We start from the raw sequence: 15,622 nt of genomic DNA on the forward strand, positions 1-15,622 counted from the left end.
TCCCGTTCCCCCCGCCGCCACCCACCAACGGCCCTCACCCGGAGTCAGATCGCGCAGTCGGCGGGCCCCGAGCCGTCTCTCCCGGCGTGGCGGCGCCTGACTCCTTTCGGCCTCTCTGTGGCTCCGGCCGACGACCCGTCCCATGTTCGACAGGTCGGCCGCAACTCGCCCACCTGCACGTTCACTTGACGAGAGGTCACCGCAGCCGCCGCACGGCCCCGCGCAGCGCCCCCTCCGCTTTCCATCAATTCCTGTCCGAATCATTGACGTCGCCTGAGGGGCTCCGTACCTTGTGCCAGCAAGCGCTTACTTGAAACGATTCATGAGGCGGACGCAGCGTCGCGGGGAGGCCCAACCATGCACCAGGACAAGAATGTTGAGAGGCGGACTGTCCTCAAGGCGGCCGGTGCCTCACTGGCCGTCGCGGGGCTCGGGGCGACGGCCACGGCATGCGGCGGCGGCAGCGGGTCGGGGGACGGGACGGTGACGATCCGTTACGCCTGGTGGGGTGCCGAGGACCGGGCGGAGCGCATAAAGAAGACCATCGCGCTTTTCGAGAAGAAGTACCCGAAGATCAAGGTGAAGACCGACTTCCAGGTGTATCCGGACTTCTGGAAGAAGTTCAACACCCAGGCCTCCGGTGGAAATCCGCCGGACGTCTTCCAGAATGCCATCGGCTTTCTGCGGAAATACGATGCGAAGAATGTGCTGCTCGATCTCAACGCACAGGTCGAGGCGGGCAACCTCTCCCTGGACGGCTTCCGGGCGGGCCTGGAGAAGTTCGGCGAGGTCGACGGAAAGCTGCTCGGTGTCCCCGTCGGTTCCAACTCGATGGCCCTGGTGATCGACAAGCCCGTCTACACCAAGTCCGGGGTGAAGCCGGAACAGGGCTGGACCTGGGACGACTTCGACGCGGCGATGAAGAAGATCCGCGACAAGGCGGGACGGGCCGGCGACAGCGGTATGTACGGCGTCATGTACCTCTACGACCTCTACCTGCGCCAGAACGGCAAGGCGTTCTTCACCGAGGACGGCCTCGGCTTCACCGAGGCGGACCTCAAGGAGTGGTGGACGAAGGCGGAGAAGGGCATCAAGCAGGGGATCTACGCCGACCCCAAGAAGGTCGCCCAGACCAAGCCCAAGTCGGCGGTCGCCGCGGAACTCGCCGCCGGTGAGTTCACCTGGGACAACTTCACCGTCCGCTACACCTCCGAGGGCAAGAGCGAGTACGGGCTGGCTCCCATCCCGACCACCGACGGCAAGAAGACCGGCCAGTACCTCGGCTCCCTCATGCTCAGTGCCTCCAAGCGCACCCAGCACCCCAAGGAAGTCGCGCAGTTCATCAACTTCATGGTGCACGAGCCCGAGGTCGCCAAGATCATGGGCTACGACCGGGGTGTGCCGGCGACGCAGGCCCAGTACGACGCGTTCAAGCCGACCGACCCGGTCAACAAGGCCATCGCCGAGTACGAGGAGTCCCTCGTCGCGGCCGGCGTCCTGGAGCCCATCACTCCGCACCCGAACGGCGCGGACATCTGCGAGGCCGGGTTCATGCGCATCGCCGAGGAGGTCGCCCTGGGCAAGCGGTCGGTCGACGACGCCGTCAAGCAGTTCTTCACCGAGTCGAAGACGGCTCTCGGCAGCTGATGGGAACCGCCGTGACACATGCCCCTGCGATGGAGGACCTGACCCAGGACTCCGAGCCGCGGCACCGTCCGGCCAAGTCCCCCCGCCCCGCCGCACTCAAGCGGCGGGGTCGCCGGGAGACCCTGGCCGGCTATCTCTTCATGTCCCCGTGGATCGCCGGGTTCCTGCTGCTGACGGCGGGCCCGATGGTCGCCTCGCTCTACTTCGCCTTCACCGACTACAACCTGTTCGACGCGCCCCGGTGGATCGGCCTCGACAACTTCTCCGAGATGTTCGCGGATCCGCGCTGGCAGAACTCGGTGAAGGTGACGCTCTGGTACGTCGCCGTCGGCACGCCGATCAAGCTGATCGCCGCCCTAGGGGTGGCACTGCTGCTCGCCCAGAAGCGGCGCGGACAGGCCTTCTACCGGGCCGCCTTCTACGCGCCGTCGCTGATCGGCGCCAGCGTCTCCATCGCGATCGTGTGGAAGGCGATCTTCTCGGACGACGCCATCGTCGACCGGACGCAGAAGCTGTTCGGGATCGACGTCGGCGGCTGGACCGGTGACCCGGACCTGATCATCTACAGCCTCGTCGCGCTCACCGTCTGGCAGTTCGGCGCCCCGATGGTGATCTTCCTCGCCGGTCTCAAGCAGGTCCCGCGCGAGCTGTACGAGGCGGCCGAGGTCGACGGGGCGGGGACGTTCCGGCGGTTCTGGAACATCACCCTGCCGATGATCTCCCCGGTCCTGTTCTTCAACGTCCTGCTGGAGACGATCCACTCCTTCCAGATCTTCAGCTCGGCGTACATCGTCGGCGGCGGCGCCGGCGGCAACGCCTGCGGTCCGGCCGACGGTTCGATGGTCTACACCTGTTATCTGTACGTCCAGGGCTTCGAGAACAGCCGGATGGGCCTGGCCTCCGCCATGGCCTGGGTGCTGCTGGTCGCGGTCGCCCTGGTGACGGCGGTGCTGTTCTGGTCCCAGAAGCGCTGGGTGCACTACGAGGAGGGTGCCTGATGAGTGCGCAGGCCACCGAGATCACCCCGGCGCCGACGGCGAAGGGCGGCGCCCTCCGGCGCAAGCTGCCCGGCTCCCTCGCCTGGCACATCGGCTCCTTGCTGATCCTCGCGGTGATCCTCTACCCGGTGATCTGGGTCGTGGGAGGCTCGTTCAAGAACAGCGACGACATCGTCGGCAGCCTGGACCTGTTCCCCAGCGACCCGATCATCTCCAACTACACACGGCTCTCCGAGGGCATCGCCGACATTCCCGTCTCCACGTTCTTCCTGAACTCGCTCACGCTCGCCGTGGGCTCGGTCATCGGCATCCTGGTGTCCTGCTCGCTGACCGCGTACGCCTTCGCGAAGATCAAGTTCGCGGGCCGGAACCTGCTGTTCACGCTGATGATCGGCACGCTCCTGCTGCCGTATCACGTACTGCTCATCCCGCAGTACGTGCTGTTCCGCAACATGGACATGATCAACACCAACACCCCGCTCCTGCTGCCGAAGTACCTGGCCACGGAGGCGTTCTTCGTCTTCCTGATGGTGCAGTTCATGCGGAACCTGCCCAGGGAGCTCGACGAGGCGGCCCGGCTCGACGGCTGCGGGCACTTCCGGATCTACTGGTCGATCGTGCTGCCGCTGTCCCGGCCCGCGCTCATCACCAGTGCGATCTTCACCTTCATCAACGCCTGGAACGACTTCATGGGCCCGCTGATCTATCTGAACGACCCCGAGAAGTACACCGTCTCGCTCGGTCTGAAGATGTTCGTGGACCAGGACGCCGTGGCCAACTACGGCGGCATGATCGCGATGTCGCTGGTGGCCCTGCTGCCGGTGCTCGCCTTCTTCCTCGCCTTCCAGCGCTATCTGATCGACGGTATGGCCACGTCCGGCCTGAAGGGCTGAGGTGAACCGATCATGGACCGGGCCCGGGCGAAGGCCGCCAAGCCCCGCGGGGAGTCGCCGCTCGCCGAACGGTTCGCGCTGTTCGCCGAGTGTCTGCTCACCGGGGTGTGGATCGCGGTGGCCGCGCTGCCGCTGGTGACGTACCCCGCCGCGTTCGCCGCCGGGTCCCGGCACCTCCGCCGCCGGACCGCCCATGTGGGTGGGGGACTGCGCGAGTTCCTGGCGGACTTCCGGGCGGCGCTGCGCGGCGGGTGGCTCGTCGGGCTCGCCGGCTGGGCCGCACTCGCGGCGGTGTGGGTCGACGTCCAGGCCGTACGCGCCGGCATCCCGGGCGGGCCGCTGGTCGGCGCCGTCGGCGTCCTCGCGCTGATCGGCGCCGCCGTCACGATGCTGCGCGCGGCGGCGGTCTGGGAGCCCGGCGCCGCCTGGCGGGACCTGTTCGCGGCGGCCGGGCGCCGGACGGTGCTCGACCCCGCCGGGTCCTTCCTCGTCGTCGGCGGGCTGGCCGTGGTCGCCTGCTCCGCCTGGTTCACCGCCCCGCTGGCGGTCCCGGTCCTCGGGGCCGTCGTCGCGGCGGCCCTCGCCGTGGAGGAGCGGTACCGGCGCCGCCGCTGATTCAAGGCGGTGTCTCGCACCTGGTCGGCGCCCCCGGGGCGCCGCACCTCTCTCTGTCATGCCCCTGACCACCCCGCACGCAAGACTTCCCGTACGGAAAGGAAAGGCCATGTCCCCCATCGACCGCAGGTCCCTGCTCAAGGCGGCCGCCGTCGCCGGAGCCGCCGCGCAGTTCAGCTGGGCGCTAGGGAGTACGGCTGCCCAGGCGGCACCGACAGCCGAGGCCGCGGAGGCGGACCCGGTCACCCTGGACTGGCTGGAGGACGGTGGCCTCGGCGCCGCGCCCGGCTCCACGGTGGGTGTGCCCTGGCCCAAGGGCGCGTACGAGAAGGAGCAGTCGTTCTCCTTGAAGGACGAGGACGGCAAGGAGATCCCCGTCCAGTCCTGGCCCATCGGCTACTGGCCCGACGGCTCCCTGAAGTGGACCGCGCACGCGGTCGGTGCGGGCGCCGGCTCCGGCAAGCTCACCCTGACCGCGGGCACCCCCGCCGCCCCGGCGAAGAAGGTCACCGTCGACAAGCGCGGCGGCACCATCGACGTGTCGACCGGCGTCATCACCGCCAAGATCGGCAAGAGCGGCTCCACCCTCGTCAAGTCGGTGCTGCGCGGCTCCACCGAGGTCGCCCGCACCGGCCGCCTCGTCCTGCTGCGCCAGCCCGAGATCGAGGACGGCGACCAGGGCACGGTCAAGTACGAGCGCTTCGAGAGCGCCATCGACGAGGTCGAGGTCGAGCAGGAGGGCCCCGTCCGTGCCGTGGTCCGCATCGACGGCAAGCACCGCAAGGGCGGCCGCAGCTGGCTCCCCTTCTCGATCCGCCTCTACTTCTACGCGGGCGCCGAATCGTTCCGCATGATCCACACCATCACCCTCGACGGCACCCAGGAGCCCGGGAAGGCGAGCGGCGACTTCATCCGTGGTATCGGCGTCCGCTTCAAGGTCCCGATGCGCGATGCCGCGTACGACCGGCACATCCGCATCGGCGGCGAGGGCACCGGTCTGCTCCGCGAGGCCGTCAAGGGCGTCACCGGACTGCGCCGCGACCCCGGCTCGGCCGTACGCACCGCCCAGTTCGAGGGCAAGAAGCTGCCCGACCCGTCGACCTGGGACCAGCGGGTCACCACCCGCCTGCAGTACATCCCCGAATGGGGCGACTACACCCTCTCCCAGCTCTCCGCCGACGGCTTCTCGGTCCGCAAGCGGACGAAGAAGGGCCACGGCTGGATCCCGGCGGGCGGCGGCCGCCGGGCCAGCGGCCTCGGATACGTCGGCGGGGCGAGCGGCGGGTTCGCCGTCGGCCTCAGGGACTTCTGGGAGAAGTTCCCCGCGCAGCTCGACATCCGGGACGCCCACACCGACGAGGCCGAGGTCACCATGTGGCTGTGGTCTCCCGAGGCGCAGCCCATGGACCTGCGCTTCTACCACGACGGAATGGGCCAGGACACCTACCCCGAGCAGCTCGAGGGCCTCAACATCACCTACGAGGACTACGAGCCCGGCTTCGGCACCCCTTACGGCATCGCCCGCACCAGCGAACTCCTCTTCTGGGCCCATGAGTCGACGCCCGCCGCCGACGACATGGCCCGCCAGGTCGAGGCGGTCCGCACGCCCCCGCAGCTCGCCGCGCCTCCCCAGCAGCTCGTCAAGGCCGGTGTCTTCGGCAAGCTGTTCTCCCGGCCGGACCGCTCCACCGCCGCCAAGGCGAAGATCGAGGACCACCTCGACTTCCTCTTCACCTACTACAAGGACCAGGTGGAGATGCGCCGTTGGTACGGCTTCTGGGACTACGGCGACATCATGCACAGCTACGACCCGAGCCGCCACCAGTGGTGCTACGACGTCGGCGGCTACGCCTGGGACAACTCCGAGCTCTCGCCCGACCTGTGGCTGTGGTTCGCGTACATGCGCTCCGGCCGCGCCGACATCTTCCGCTTCGCGGAGTCCATGACCCGGCACACCGGCGAGGTCGACGTCTACCACCTCGGCAAGTGGGCCGGCCTCGGCACCCGCCACGGCGTCCAGCACTACGCCGACAGCGCCAAGCAGCAACGCATCGCCAACACCACCTACCGCCGCTACTACTACTTCCTCACCGCCGACGAACGCGTCGGCGACCTCATGCACGCCAACGTCGACTCCGACGAGACGTTCCTCGTCCTCGACCCCATCCGCAAGATCCGCACCGAGCCGTACACCCCCGACCGCAACGCCCTGTCGATCGGTTTCGGCACGGACTGGTCGGGACTGGTCTCCGCGTGGCTGACCGAGTGGGAGCGGCGCGGGCCGAAGTGGGAGAAGGCCAAGGCGCGCGTGCTGTCGACCATGGAGACCATCGCCGCCCAGCCCAACGGCTTCGTCCAGGGCACCGGGCTGTACGACCTGGACACCGGGAAGTTCGCGGTCGCGGAGAAGCCGGTCGTCGGGGTCTCGCACCTGTCGGCGATGTTCGGCCTGGTCGAGATGTGCGCCGAACTCATCGACCAGATCGACATGCCCGAGTTCAAGGAGGCGTGGCTGGACTACTGCCGTTACTTCAACGCCACGAAGGCCGAGCAGGCCGCCCGCTACGGTTCGAACTTCGGGACGCTGCTCCTCTTCCAGGGGCATTCGCGGCAGGACGCCTACGCGGCCGTGCAGTTGGGCGACGACAAGCTCGCCGCCCGCGCGTGGCGGCAGTTCTACAACAGCGCCGACACCTGGGACTACAAGGAGTCCACCGACTGGTCCACGAAGAAGGTCGAGGGGCCGACGGGACTCGTCCCCGGCAGCGAGGCCGCGTGGGTGTCCACCAACGCGACCGCGCTGTACGGGCTGGCGGCCATCCAGAACCTGGCGCTCGTCGGCGACAAGATGCCGTGACGCTCCGCTGAGGGGCCGGGGGGTTACGGGGCGCCTCGAAGGTGGGGAACTGCGGGTCCGCTGTGGCTGGGCGCGCAGTTCCCCGCGCCCCTGAGGGGGCGCTGGACCTCGGGCCTCTCAGGGGGCGCTGCCATCTCGGGAGCGTCAGGTCATCCTGCCGAGGGCGTCGCGCATCCGGCGGGCGTCGCGCAGGCGCTGCTCGTACGTGGCGCCCGCCGCCAGCAGCACCAGCCCGGCCAGGGCCGGAGGCGCCCAGCGGGGGAGGGCGTCGACCACCTGGGCGATGTACGGGGCCAGTTCGTGCAGGGCCACCAGCGTGAGGGTCGCGCCGCCGAGCAGGAGCGGGGCCTGGAGGCGGTGGCGGGCTCCGACGAAGGTGAGGGCCAGCGCCGCCGTGCCGAGCAGCAGGGGGCGCAGCCAGTGCGCGTCGCCCCAGGCCGCCGCGAGGCTCGGCAGGAGGGTGGCCGCGAGGCCCGGCCCGTACGCCGTCCAGGACGAGGCCGCGGGGTCACGACGGCGCCGGAGGAGGCCGACGGCCAGCGCCGGGACGGTCACCGGGAGCGTGTACGCCTCCGGGGACCCGACCTCCCAGGCCGCCAGCCGCACCCAACTGGCCAGCACCAGGAGCGCGGCGGCCGCGTAGCCGAGGTTGCGTCGCTCCGGGCGCACGGCGGTGCCCGCCGTGATGACGCCGCAGAGCGCGAGGGTCAGGGCCAGCATGGGCGCGTCGGTGAGGGAGAGGGCGACGGCCAGGAGGCCCGCCGCGGCGCCGGTCGCCTCGACCGGGACGGTCATGGGGGAGGGGTCGAGGCGCGCCGCGAGCAGCGCGGCGGTGGCCGGTACCACCAGGACCAGCAGGGCCGTGTGCTGCGGTTCCCAGCCGGCCGACGCGCCGATCGCGCAGGTCAGCGCGGTGCCGTGGACGAGCGCGGCGGGCGCGGTGAGCGGACCGAGGTCCGTGCGCCAGGCGGCCAGGGCGAACAGGACGGTCGAGGCGGCGAGCACCGTGAGCGTCGCGGACTCCGTCGAGAGCGCCGCCAGCGCCAGGGCCACCGAGGTGACGAGGGCCAGCAGCGTGGCCGTGAGCGCCGCCGGGTCCTGGAGACGCTTGCTAGCGGCCGGCCGGACGCGGGCCGCCACCATCAGCGCCGCCACCGCCATGGCTCCCTGGACCACCAGCCCCGCCGTGTACGGGAGTTCCAGCACCGCCGGGAACACCAGACCCGTCGCCCAGCCCAGCACGAGCGCGCCCACCAGGCCGGGGGTGCGCCACGTGGTCGTACGCCCAGCCAGGGCCAGCACCCCGGCGAGCACGGCCAGGACGAGGGGGACCGTCGCGGTGAGCGGCGGCCACGGGGCGCCCACCGTCACCGCGGCACGGGCGTCGTCGGGCGCGCCGGACCAGATCCGCTCGACCCAGCCGGCCGGGCCCAGCAAGGTGACGACGACCGTCGGGAGGGCGGCGAGGGCGGCGACGGCCTGGACCACCGCGGAGGAGAGGACGAGACCTCGCCGTACGGGACCGGGGAGAGGGGTCCGGACAACCGCCAGCAGGGCGACACCGCACAGCAGGTAGCCGGGGACCGTCCACACGTCCGGCAGCACGGACCGCAGGACCCCGCCGAGCGCCGCGACCGTCAGCAGACCGCCGGTCAGGGCCGTACCGAGCGCCAGGCCCGCCTTCGGCGCGAACCGGGCGACGGCCAGGGCGGTCGCGGCGGCGAGGGCGAGGAGCGCCGCCGCACGGGCGGCGGCGCCCGGGCCCGCGGCGGCCCACGAGAGCCACCCGGCCGCCAGAACACCCCAGGCGCCCCAGCCGAACGCGCCCACCAGGGCGACGATCCGGACGGGCGTCATCCGCGCCAGGAGCGCGACCACGCTGTCCGCCGCGGCCGTCACCAGCACCACGGCCGTGACCGTCTCCACACCCGCGCCCAGCGCCGACACCCAGAGCAGGAGCGGCAGTTGCGCGGCGACCAGGGCGAAGGGCAACGGCAGACGGAGGGCGGCGCGCACAGCCCCCGCCCTCGCGCCCGCCGAGGGGCGGTCCTTTGCGTCACCGGCGGTCGCACGGTCCCGCGAGCCGTCGACGGCCGGCGGGGCCACCTCGCCCACGGCCAGGCCGTACGCCGCCCAGGTCGCCGCCAGCACCGCTGAGGCGGCCGCCGCGAACCCCGTGCCGCCGGTACCCGGGAGAACGACCTCGTGCAGGGCGTACGCGTCGAGCACCGTCAGGGCCATGCCGAGGCCGGCCACCGCCTCGGCGGTCGAGCGCAGCCCCCGCCGCAGGAGCCCCACGGGCGTGGCGAGGGCGGCGAGGGTCACCCCACCGAGGACCAGCGAACGGCCGGCGATCCCCATGTGCCCCCAGCTGACCAGAGTGAACGCGATCGCCGCGACGGTCAGCAGGACGCCGCCGAGGACCAGCAGCACATTCTGGACACCGGGCGCCGTCGCCTCGGGACCCCGGGCCGGCGGACGCGCGGACGGATGGGACGGCACGGCGGCCTGGGCGTACAGCGCGTTGACCAGCCAGGCGCGGCGGGTCAGCAGAACGGCGCGGCGGGCGTCGAGCTGCCGCAGCTCGGTGTCGAGGAGGCGCAACTCCTCGGCCGGGGACGGAAAATGCGTCATGTTCCGCAGTGTGGTCCCGGTCACGCCGCGACGGCATGAGCGCACATACTCAGGACGGTACTCAGATCCAGCCACCATGGGCCCCGTACGAGTCCCGCCGACGGGCACAATCCGAGCATGGACTGGTGCCACTACCGCTTCCGCAGCCTCTGGGCCCTGCCCGCGCCGCCCTCCGCCGTGTACGACGCGCTCCAGCGGGCCGAAGACTATCCGCGCTGGTGGCCCCAGGTGCGCGAGGTGACCCCGGCCGACGACACCAGCGGCACCCTCCGCATCCGCTCGGTCCTGCCGTACGACCTCGTCATCACCGCGCGCGAGGTACGGCGTGATCCGGCCAACGGGATCCTGGAGATCGAGATGAGCGGGGACCTCGACGGCTGGGCCCGCTGGACCCTCACCGCCGACGGGACCGGCACCCTCGCCCGCTACGACCAGGAGGTCGACGTCACCAAGCCCTTGATGAGACGGCTCGCCGTGCCCGGCCGGCCCCTGTTCCGCGCCAACCACGCGCTGATGATGCGGGCCGGACGCCGAGGGCTCGCCGCGTACCTCATGGCCGACGGGTAAGCGGTTTGAACCAGAGCCGTCAGGACCTGTATTGTTCAGTCCGTTCCCGGGCGATTAGCTCAGTGGGAGAGCGCTTCGTTCACACCGAAGAGGTCACTGGTTCGAACCCAGTATCGCCCACCGCCTGGTGATGCAGGCCCCATCCCTACCGCAGGGACGGGGCCTGTCGTCGTCCTACAAGGCTGTAGTCATCCGCCCCTAGGCGTCGCGCCGTTGTCGGGTCTGGGGCTGTCCCCGCCGGTGCCCTGCTTGCCCTCGCTCTCCGGTCCGTGAGCGCGTACCACGACAGGGTGCGGGGGTGCGTGGTCGGTCCACCGGCTGCCGCTGTTCCTACGGCCGATACTTCGCGGAGAACCGCTGGTACTGCTTCCTATGGTCCGACCACTTCGGGAATCCGACCCTCTGAAGATCTCCACAGGCGCGGTCCCACGCGACACTCATTCTCGTGTCGGTCCTGCTGAATCCCCTTGCTTCTCCGCCTCTGAGTCTGTCGTGAGACGCCTTGGCGTAATGCTTGATGGCATCCAGGAGGATGGGAATTCTTTTGTCGAGGTTCTTTTCTGCCAAGGCTCGAGCATGAGTCAGATAGCCTCGAGCCTCGCCATTGATGGCGCCGCTGCCGGCTACTTCGATGCGTTCGAGAAACCATTCCCTGGGTAGGTCCTCTTCCTTGGTGTTCGTGACCAAAAGATAGGGGGCGTAGCTGGGGATCAGGGGCGAGTCCAGGACGATCCGAAGTACCTGCACTGCCTCTTCTCGAGAGCTCGGGCTGGTGCTTGCCCCCCTGTTTCTGCGGTCCAGTAGCGCTTCGGCATAGAGCTCGCCGGTTCTGCTGTTCGGATTCTCAAGGTCTACCGAGAATTGCCAGGAGTGCTTCAAGAGCGCAAGCGCTTTGGCGGGCAGCTGGTAGTGCAGAGGACCGGCGACGAGGCTGCCGTACTGTTTGCTGAAGCGTTCGACCTGCTCTGCTTCGGGCGTCAGGGCGCGATACCATTCAAGGGCTTCGCTGAGCTTCTTGTAAAGAAGTTCACCCCGATCGATATTCTCGCCCTCAAACTCTCTGATCCCCCATTCCTGGAGTGCGTCCCTGCTCCAGCTGAAGAGGTCCACGTAGAATCCGGCCTCACGCCATTCGGCGTGCACGGTCGATGCCATCAGGGTCACGGCCTCACAAGCCGCATCGAAGTCGAACTCGTCGACCATTTTCAAGCGGCGAACACGGTTGCGCACTCGATAGTAGGTGACTCTATCGTGATTGGGGCATTCGGGAAGGCTCTCCGAGATGGAGAGGAGCTTGTCATTGGCGCGGAGCAATGCCAGCCCTGTCTCGGGATCAGCTGCCAGGTCTGAAAGCACCTGAGCCCATGCGGCATGATGCCAGTAGTCAGTAGGCGCTTGACTGTGCAGAATCCTGTCAAGGTTCTCGACTTCAGAAAGAGCACGTCTGATTGATGTGAGCAGGATGTTGCGCAACCCATCCCGGTCGCTGATTCTGGATACATGGTCGACTTCCCTCACCGCCAATGCGACTTGACGAAGGACGTCGCCGTACTCGCGTCCGGATCTGAGATGTTTCACCAAATCGTTCACGCACTCCTGCAGTAAAGTGCGCCGCTTGATCCAGGACTTTTCCAGGACCACCTGCGCAATGTACTGGTGTCGTGCAGAGTGCCTGCCTTCACTGTTGCGGATCCATGGGTCGCGATTGGATCTGTCGTCCAGATCCGAGCCAGGGGCCAGGACTGTCAGCATCGTGTCCGGTAAAGTTCCCCCGGCCATGGAAGCCATGCAGATATGCATGTAGGCCTTGCGGTCCTCCTGCTCCAGATCCTCGAGCTCCTCGCGAAGCTTGGTCCACATTCCTTCGCCGTAGACAGCCTGGAGCAGTTTCACGATGAGAGGTGATGTCGAGTCGGCCAGGTGCTCCTCCTGAGTGTTTCTGTCGAGTTGCAGGAATTCGGGAAGATGAGGGTACTTCGCAGCCAGCTTCTCCGGAGCCATCCCCTTGGAGGTGGCAGTGCTGTGTGCCTTTTTGAGCAGCTGGGCCCACTGGTCCGCCTCCATGCGATTGATGGGTGCAAGGCTGATGCACTCGGGTCGCACTTTGTCCGCCAGGCGGTCAAGATCCCCGCGGCGCCCTTCCACGAGCACGATCACGCGGTCCGTGCGGTCGTGTTGACGAACCCTCAGCGCTCGGACGAGCCGCTGCTCGGCATCGTCATCTCCGTACGGCGGAAGGGAATAGACAACGACTACCGTCGGCGACGAATCTGATGGACGGCCACCCATGAGGGTGACCACGCGCTCCCGATATTCCTCGAGTTGGCCGACGTCGAATCCCAGCTCGATTCTTTCCCAGCGGAGAAAGATGTGCGTCTCCAGTGAGCGGGCGGCCAGCAGATTGATGTACGAGGTCTTCCCGTCGCCGCGGTCGCCGTACAGAAAAACCGTTCGACCGGATTGAGAGGCGAGCCATGACAGGGAATCCGCGATTCCCAGTTCCTCGCCATCGTGCATGACACGGCGATCAGCCGCCCCGCCGGCATGGCAGATGTCAGGTGTGAGCACACTTCCATCGAGAAGCGCCTCCAGTTCAGGGATTCCCTCGGCCCTTGGCTCGATGAGCCGGAACGGCCAAGGTGTTCCCTCGGGGAGAGCTTTCCTCTTGGCTGCGCAGAGTCTGGATCTCCGATCGTCCTCGGAGAGCGCAATGAGCTCCTTCGCAAGGGCGATCCGCAGCTCTTGGATTCGGGTGGTGACTGTCGTCCCGTTTGGTGTCCCAGGTAGCCCTGCTCTCTTTGCGAGATTATCCCTGATAGCGCTGTATTTCTGCTTCCCTACGCCGTCGAGGTACAGCGGTTCGATGTCGGAGTGGGGTTCTCCGCCGGCCAGGTTGAAGAGCCAGTAACCAGCTTCCTGCATGAGCATGCGGGGAGTGAGGCTTCCTTCGAGGCGACAGATCGCTTGGCGGATGGCTGTCTCGAAGGCCTGAGCCTTGTCCTGCTGCCACTCCTCCGGGCAGATCTTGCTGATTATTTCCGCCAGGCTGTTGACCTCAAGGATCTTCGATTTTCCGTCGCGAGTGAATCCGCGACCGAGTGGTCGCCTCGCTACGGCATCAAGATGCCCTGCAATTTCGTTCGAGTCGTAGGTCACTCGAGATCCCCCTCGCTGTGTTTTCGACTCCGTGTGCTCGAAGAAGTCCGGCAGGGATCTCCTGGCGCGGACGGAGTGCATGGTATCGGGTTGCGCGCAAGCGTGTGGGTCGCTCGGATTCGGAGTATTCGATCGGCGGGCCGGCAAATCAAAAGAACCGCCTCGTCATCTCCAGTCGAGTCGGCAAATATTCTCCTCAATGACTTGCAGCCAGACTTCCAGCCAGTGGGAAACCCGGTATTCGGCTGCAAGTCGGGCTGCAAGTCATTGAGTCCCTCTGCGGCGATTCCTAGCTTTGTTCCAGTGCGGGAGAGCCCCCTGTCTTGAGAAGTGAGCTCTTCTGCTTCATCGCTTGTTTCCGCTCGACGAAAGAGGAACCCACCCATGCCTCGAGACAGGTATACCTCGCGTGTTCACCGCTCCGAGCGTGCGCACATTGCGCAGGAGGAAAAGGAGGTGATCGACATCGCGCCGGTCATGAACGTGGACAAGGTACGCCGATCCCTGCGCCTGGCGCGGAAGCGCAAGGATGCTCACGGCTCCATCTACCCGACGTAACGGGTCGTCGAATGGCTTGGGTCTCGACGGACTCTCTCTCGTGACCTGCATCTTGGCGACGTAGCGGATGTGCCGCCCCCTCGCGGAAGAGAACCGGTCCGACAGAAGTCGGGCCGGTTCTTCGTTGTGCCGCTGCTTCTCTGCTGTGCCGTCGGCACCGGGGTGCCCTCGGCCCGTGGTTCCGCCGCTCACGCCGCCGCGGCCAGCCCCGGGCGCAAGGGCCACGCCGGGTCCACCGCCTCCTCCGAACCGCTGCGCGCGAACCACGCCTGCAGGCCGCGGGCCTGCGCCGCGTGCCACACGGCCTGGAGCGTGTGCAGTTCGGCGGGGGAGAGGCGGGCCAGCCTCGTGGCGAAACGGTGCCCCACCGCCCGTACGACGTCCATCGCCGCCTGCGCGTCGGCCGCCGCGTCGTGCGCGCCGTCCAGCACGACCTCGTAGTGCGCGCAGAGATCGGTCAGGGTGCGGCGGCCTTTGCGGTAGCGGTCCAGGTGCTTGTCCAGGACCCGGGGATCGAGCACCCGCAGCGGCGTCGTCTCGAACCACTGGTCGAGCGACGAGGCGCGATGACGCCTCAACTCCCGGTCCAGCAGCGTCAGATCGAACGGCGCGTTCATCACCACCAGCGGGCGGCCGCGCGACGCCTGCTCGGCCAGCACCCTGGCTATCTCCTCCATCACCGGCGACGGCCAGCGCCCCTCGCGCTGCAACCGTTCGTCCGTCAGCCCGTGCACCGCCGTAGCCCCGGCCGGCACCGGCACCCCCGGATTCACCAGCCACCGGGTCACCCGGGGGCGGGTGCCTGGCGCGTCCTGGACGACGACGGCGGCCGACACGATCCGGTCGGTCTCGACGTCCACACCCGTGGTCTCCGTGTCGAACGCCGCCAAGGGCCCCTCGTACCAACACGTCATGCGTACTCAACTCCTCTTTCACCCGGAGCAGCTGACGCCCCGTCTTCTGCCCGTTTGGTGATACCCGGGCTGTTTGCGCCGTACGCCGGAAGGAGACAACAGAAGTACGGGTCTGCGCAGTTCAGGGGCTCGGCACGGGGAAGGACCTGTAGGGGAAGGCTGTTGGTCATGGCCATAGCGCAGCCCGAGCGGGGCGGGCTGCTGCCCGAGCACGCGGAGTCACACCGCGGCTCCCTCGCCACCACCGCCTGCATGGAGACACTGCAGGTGGGTTATCTGCACGCGGTGGCCGCCGCGGCCGGCTGCTCCCTGTCCCAGCCCTTTCCGGACAACGGCATCGACTGGCACGTCAGCCACGGCTCACCCGGCCACACGGTCGACGACGAGGTCACCATCAAGGTGCAGCTCAAGGCCACCTACCAGGTCGCCCCCCAACCCTCCGGACGCACCTTCTCCTTCACGCTCGACAACGACCACCTGGCGAAGCTCGCCCGCACACCCGTCACGGTGCACAAGATCCTCGTCGTGATGATCGTCCCGAGATCGCGGGAGCAGTGGCTGAGGGCCGGCCACGACCGCCTCGACCTGCGGCACTGCTGCTACTGGATCAACCTCGCCGGACACCCGATCACCGGGCGGCACCGCACGACCGTGCGCATACCGACCTCGCGCATCTTCGACGACCGAGCGCTCTGCGAGATCATGACGCGGGTCGGAACGGGAGGCAGACCGTGACCCACGGGCCCATCGACCAGCCCCTACGCCCCGTACGTCACCGTGACC

Annotated in this window: 10 protein-coding genes and 1 tRNA gene; 8 read left to right on the forward strand and 3 right to left on the reverse strand. The window is 68.2% G+C overall.

Annotated elements, in window-relative coordinates; genetic code table 11:
* The first annotated feature begins 357 nt into the window (after positions 1-357).
* The 5 genes from AOK15_RS09195 to AOK15_RS09215 all read left to right on the forward strand — a co-directional run bounded on the left by AOK15_RS09195 (position 358) and on the right by AOK15_RS09215 (position 7,010).
* Positions 358-1,647 (forward strand): ABC transporter substrate-binding protein, encoded by a 1,290-nt coding sequence (locus tag AOK15_RS09195; protein WP_055514675.1) that lies wholly within the window; start codon positions 358-360, stop codon positions 1,645-1,647.
* A complete protein-coding gene (locus AOK15_RS09200; RefSeq protein WP_055514676.1) occupies positions 1,647-2,645 on the forward strand; it encodes a carbohydrate ABC transporter permease in 999 nt (332 codons plus the stop codon). The genes AOK15_RS09195 and AOK15_RS09200 overlap by 1 nt, the downstream gene beginning before the upstream one ends.
* Positions 2,645-3,538: a carbohydrate ABC transporter permease gene (locus AOK15_RS09205; protein WP_055514678.1), complete on the forward strand. Its 894-nt coding sequence runs from the start codon at positions 2,645-2,647 to the stop codon at positions 3,536-3,538. Before AOK15_RS09200 ends, AOK15_RS09205 begins: the two co-directional genes overlap by 1 nt.
* Positions 3,539-3,550: 12 nt before the next feature.
* On the forward strand, positions 3,551-4,153 hold the full coding sequence (locus tag AOK15_RS09210) for a hypothetical protein (RefSeq protein WP_055514680.1): 603 nt from the start codon (positions 3,551-3,553) through the stop codon (positions 4,151-4,153).
* Positions 4,154-4,262: 109 nt separating this feature from the next.
* The gene (locus tag AOK15_RS09215) at positions 4,263-7,010 is read left to right on the forward strand and encodes an exo-rhamnogalacturonan lyase family protein (protein WP_055514682.1); all 2,748 of its coding nucleotides are present in this window, start codon (positions 4,263-4,265) and stop codon (positions 7,008-7,010) included.
* Positions 7,011-7,154: 144 nt separating this feature from the next.
* On the opposite strand, the gene AOK15_RS09220 is transcribed toward AOK15_RS09215, so the two are convergent.
* Positions 7,155-9,644, reverse strand: a complete 2,490-nt coding sequence (locus AOK15_RS09220; RefSeq protein WP_055514692.1) for an SCO7613 C-terminal domain-containing membrane protein — start codon at positions 9,642-9,644, stop codon at positions 7,155-7,157.
* 117 nt (positions 9,645-9,761) lie between these two features.
* Between AOK15_RS09220 and AOK15_RS09225 the strand changes: the two genes are divergently transcribed.
* Together AOK15_RS09225 and AOK15_RS09230 are read left to right on the forward strand one after the other, a co-directional pair.
* A complete protein-coding gene (locus AOK15_RS09225) occupies positions 9,762-10,211 on the forward strand; it encodes an SRPBCC family protein (RefSeq protein WP_055514684.1) in 450 nt (149 codons plus the stop codon).
* A gap of 48 nt (positions 10,212-10,259) precedes the next feature.
* Positions 10,260-10,331, forward strand: a tRNA-Val gene (locus tag AOK15_RS09230).
* A 210-nt stretch (positions 10,332-10,541) separates the two neighbouring features.
* On the opposite strand, the gene AOK15_RS09235 is transcribed toward AOK15_RS09230, so the two are convergent.
* Both AOK15_RS09235 and AOK15_RS09240 read right to left on the reverse strand, forming a co-directional pair.
* Entirely contained in the window at positions 10,542-13,367 is a 2,826-nt protein-coding gene (locus AOK15_RS09235; RefSeq protein ID WP_157870197.1) for a hypothetical protein, read from the reverse strand.
* Positions 13,368-14,113: 746 nt separating this feature from the next.
* Positions 14,114-14,839, reverse strand: a complete 726-nt coding sequence (locus AOK15_RS09240; protein ID WP_055514688.1) for a 3'-5' exonuclease — start codon at positions 14,837-14,839, stop codon at positions 14,114-14,116.
* A 168-nt stretch (positions 14,840-15,007) separates the two neighbouring features.
* On the opposite strand from AOK15_RS09240, the gene AOK15_RS09245 reads away from it, so the two are divergent.
* Positions 15,008-15,574, forward strand: a complete 567-nt coding sequence (locus AOK15_RS09245; protein ID WP_055514690.1) for a DUF4365 domain-containing protein — start codon at positions 15,008-15,010, stop codon at positions 15,572-15,574.
* Positions 15,575-15,622 lie beyond the last annotated feature (48 nt).

Source organism: Streptomyces ossamyceticus (assembly GCF_001418475.1).
In the GTDB taxonomy this organism is placed as follows: Bacteria; Actinomycetota; Actinomycetes; order Streptomycetales; family Streptomycetaceae; genus Streptomyces; species Streptomyces ossamyceticus.

Bases quoted from the DNA above. Each gene is read 5' to 3' on its own strand.
- AOK15_RS09210 (WP_055514680.1), top strand. From the start codon at position 3,551: ATGGACCGGGCCCGGGCGAAGGCCGCCAAGCCCCGCGGGGAGTCGCCG.
- AOK15_RS09225 (WP_055514684.1), top strand. From the start codon at position 9,762: ATGGACTGGTGCCACTACCGCTTCCGCAGCCTCTGGGCCCTGCCCGCG.
- AOK15_RS09195 (WP_055514675.1), top strand. From the start codon at position 358: ATGCACCAGGACAAGAATGTTGAGAGGCGGACTGTCCTCAAGGCGGCC.
- AOK15_RS09240 (WP_055514688.1), bottom strand. From the start codon at position 14,839: ATGACGTGTTGGTACGAGGGGCCCTTGGCGGCGTTCGACACGGAGACC.
- AOK15_RS09200 (WP_055514676.1), top strand. From the start codon at position 1,647: ATGGGAACCGCCGTGACACATGCCCCTGCGATGGAGGACCTGACCCAG.
- AOK15_RS09220 (WP_055514692.1), bottom strand. From the start codon at position 9,644: ATGACGCATTTTCCGTCCCCGGCCGAGGAGTTGCGCCTCCTCGACACC.
- AOK15_RS09215 (WP_055514682.1), top strand. From the start codon at position 4,263: ATGTCCCCCATCGACCGCAGGTCCCTGCTCAAGGCGGCCGCCGTCGCC.
- AOK15_RS09245 (WP_055514690.1), top strand. From the start codon at position 15,008: ATGGCCATAGCGCAGCCCGAGCGGGGCGGGCTGCTGCCCGAGCACGCG.
- AOK15_RS09205 (WP_055514678.1), top strand. From the start codon at position 2,645: ATGAGTGCGCAGGCCACCGAGATCACCCCGGCGCCGACGGCGAAGGGC.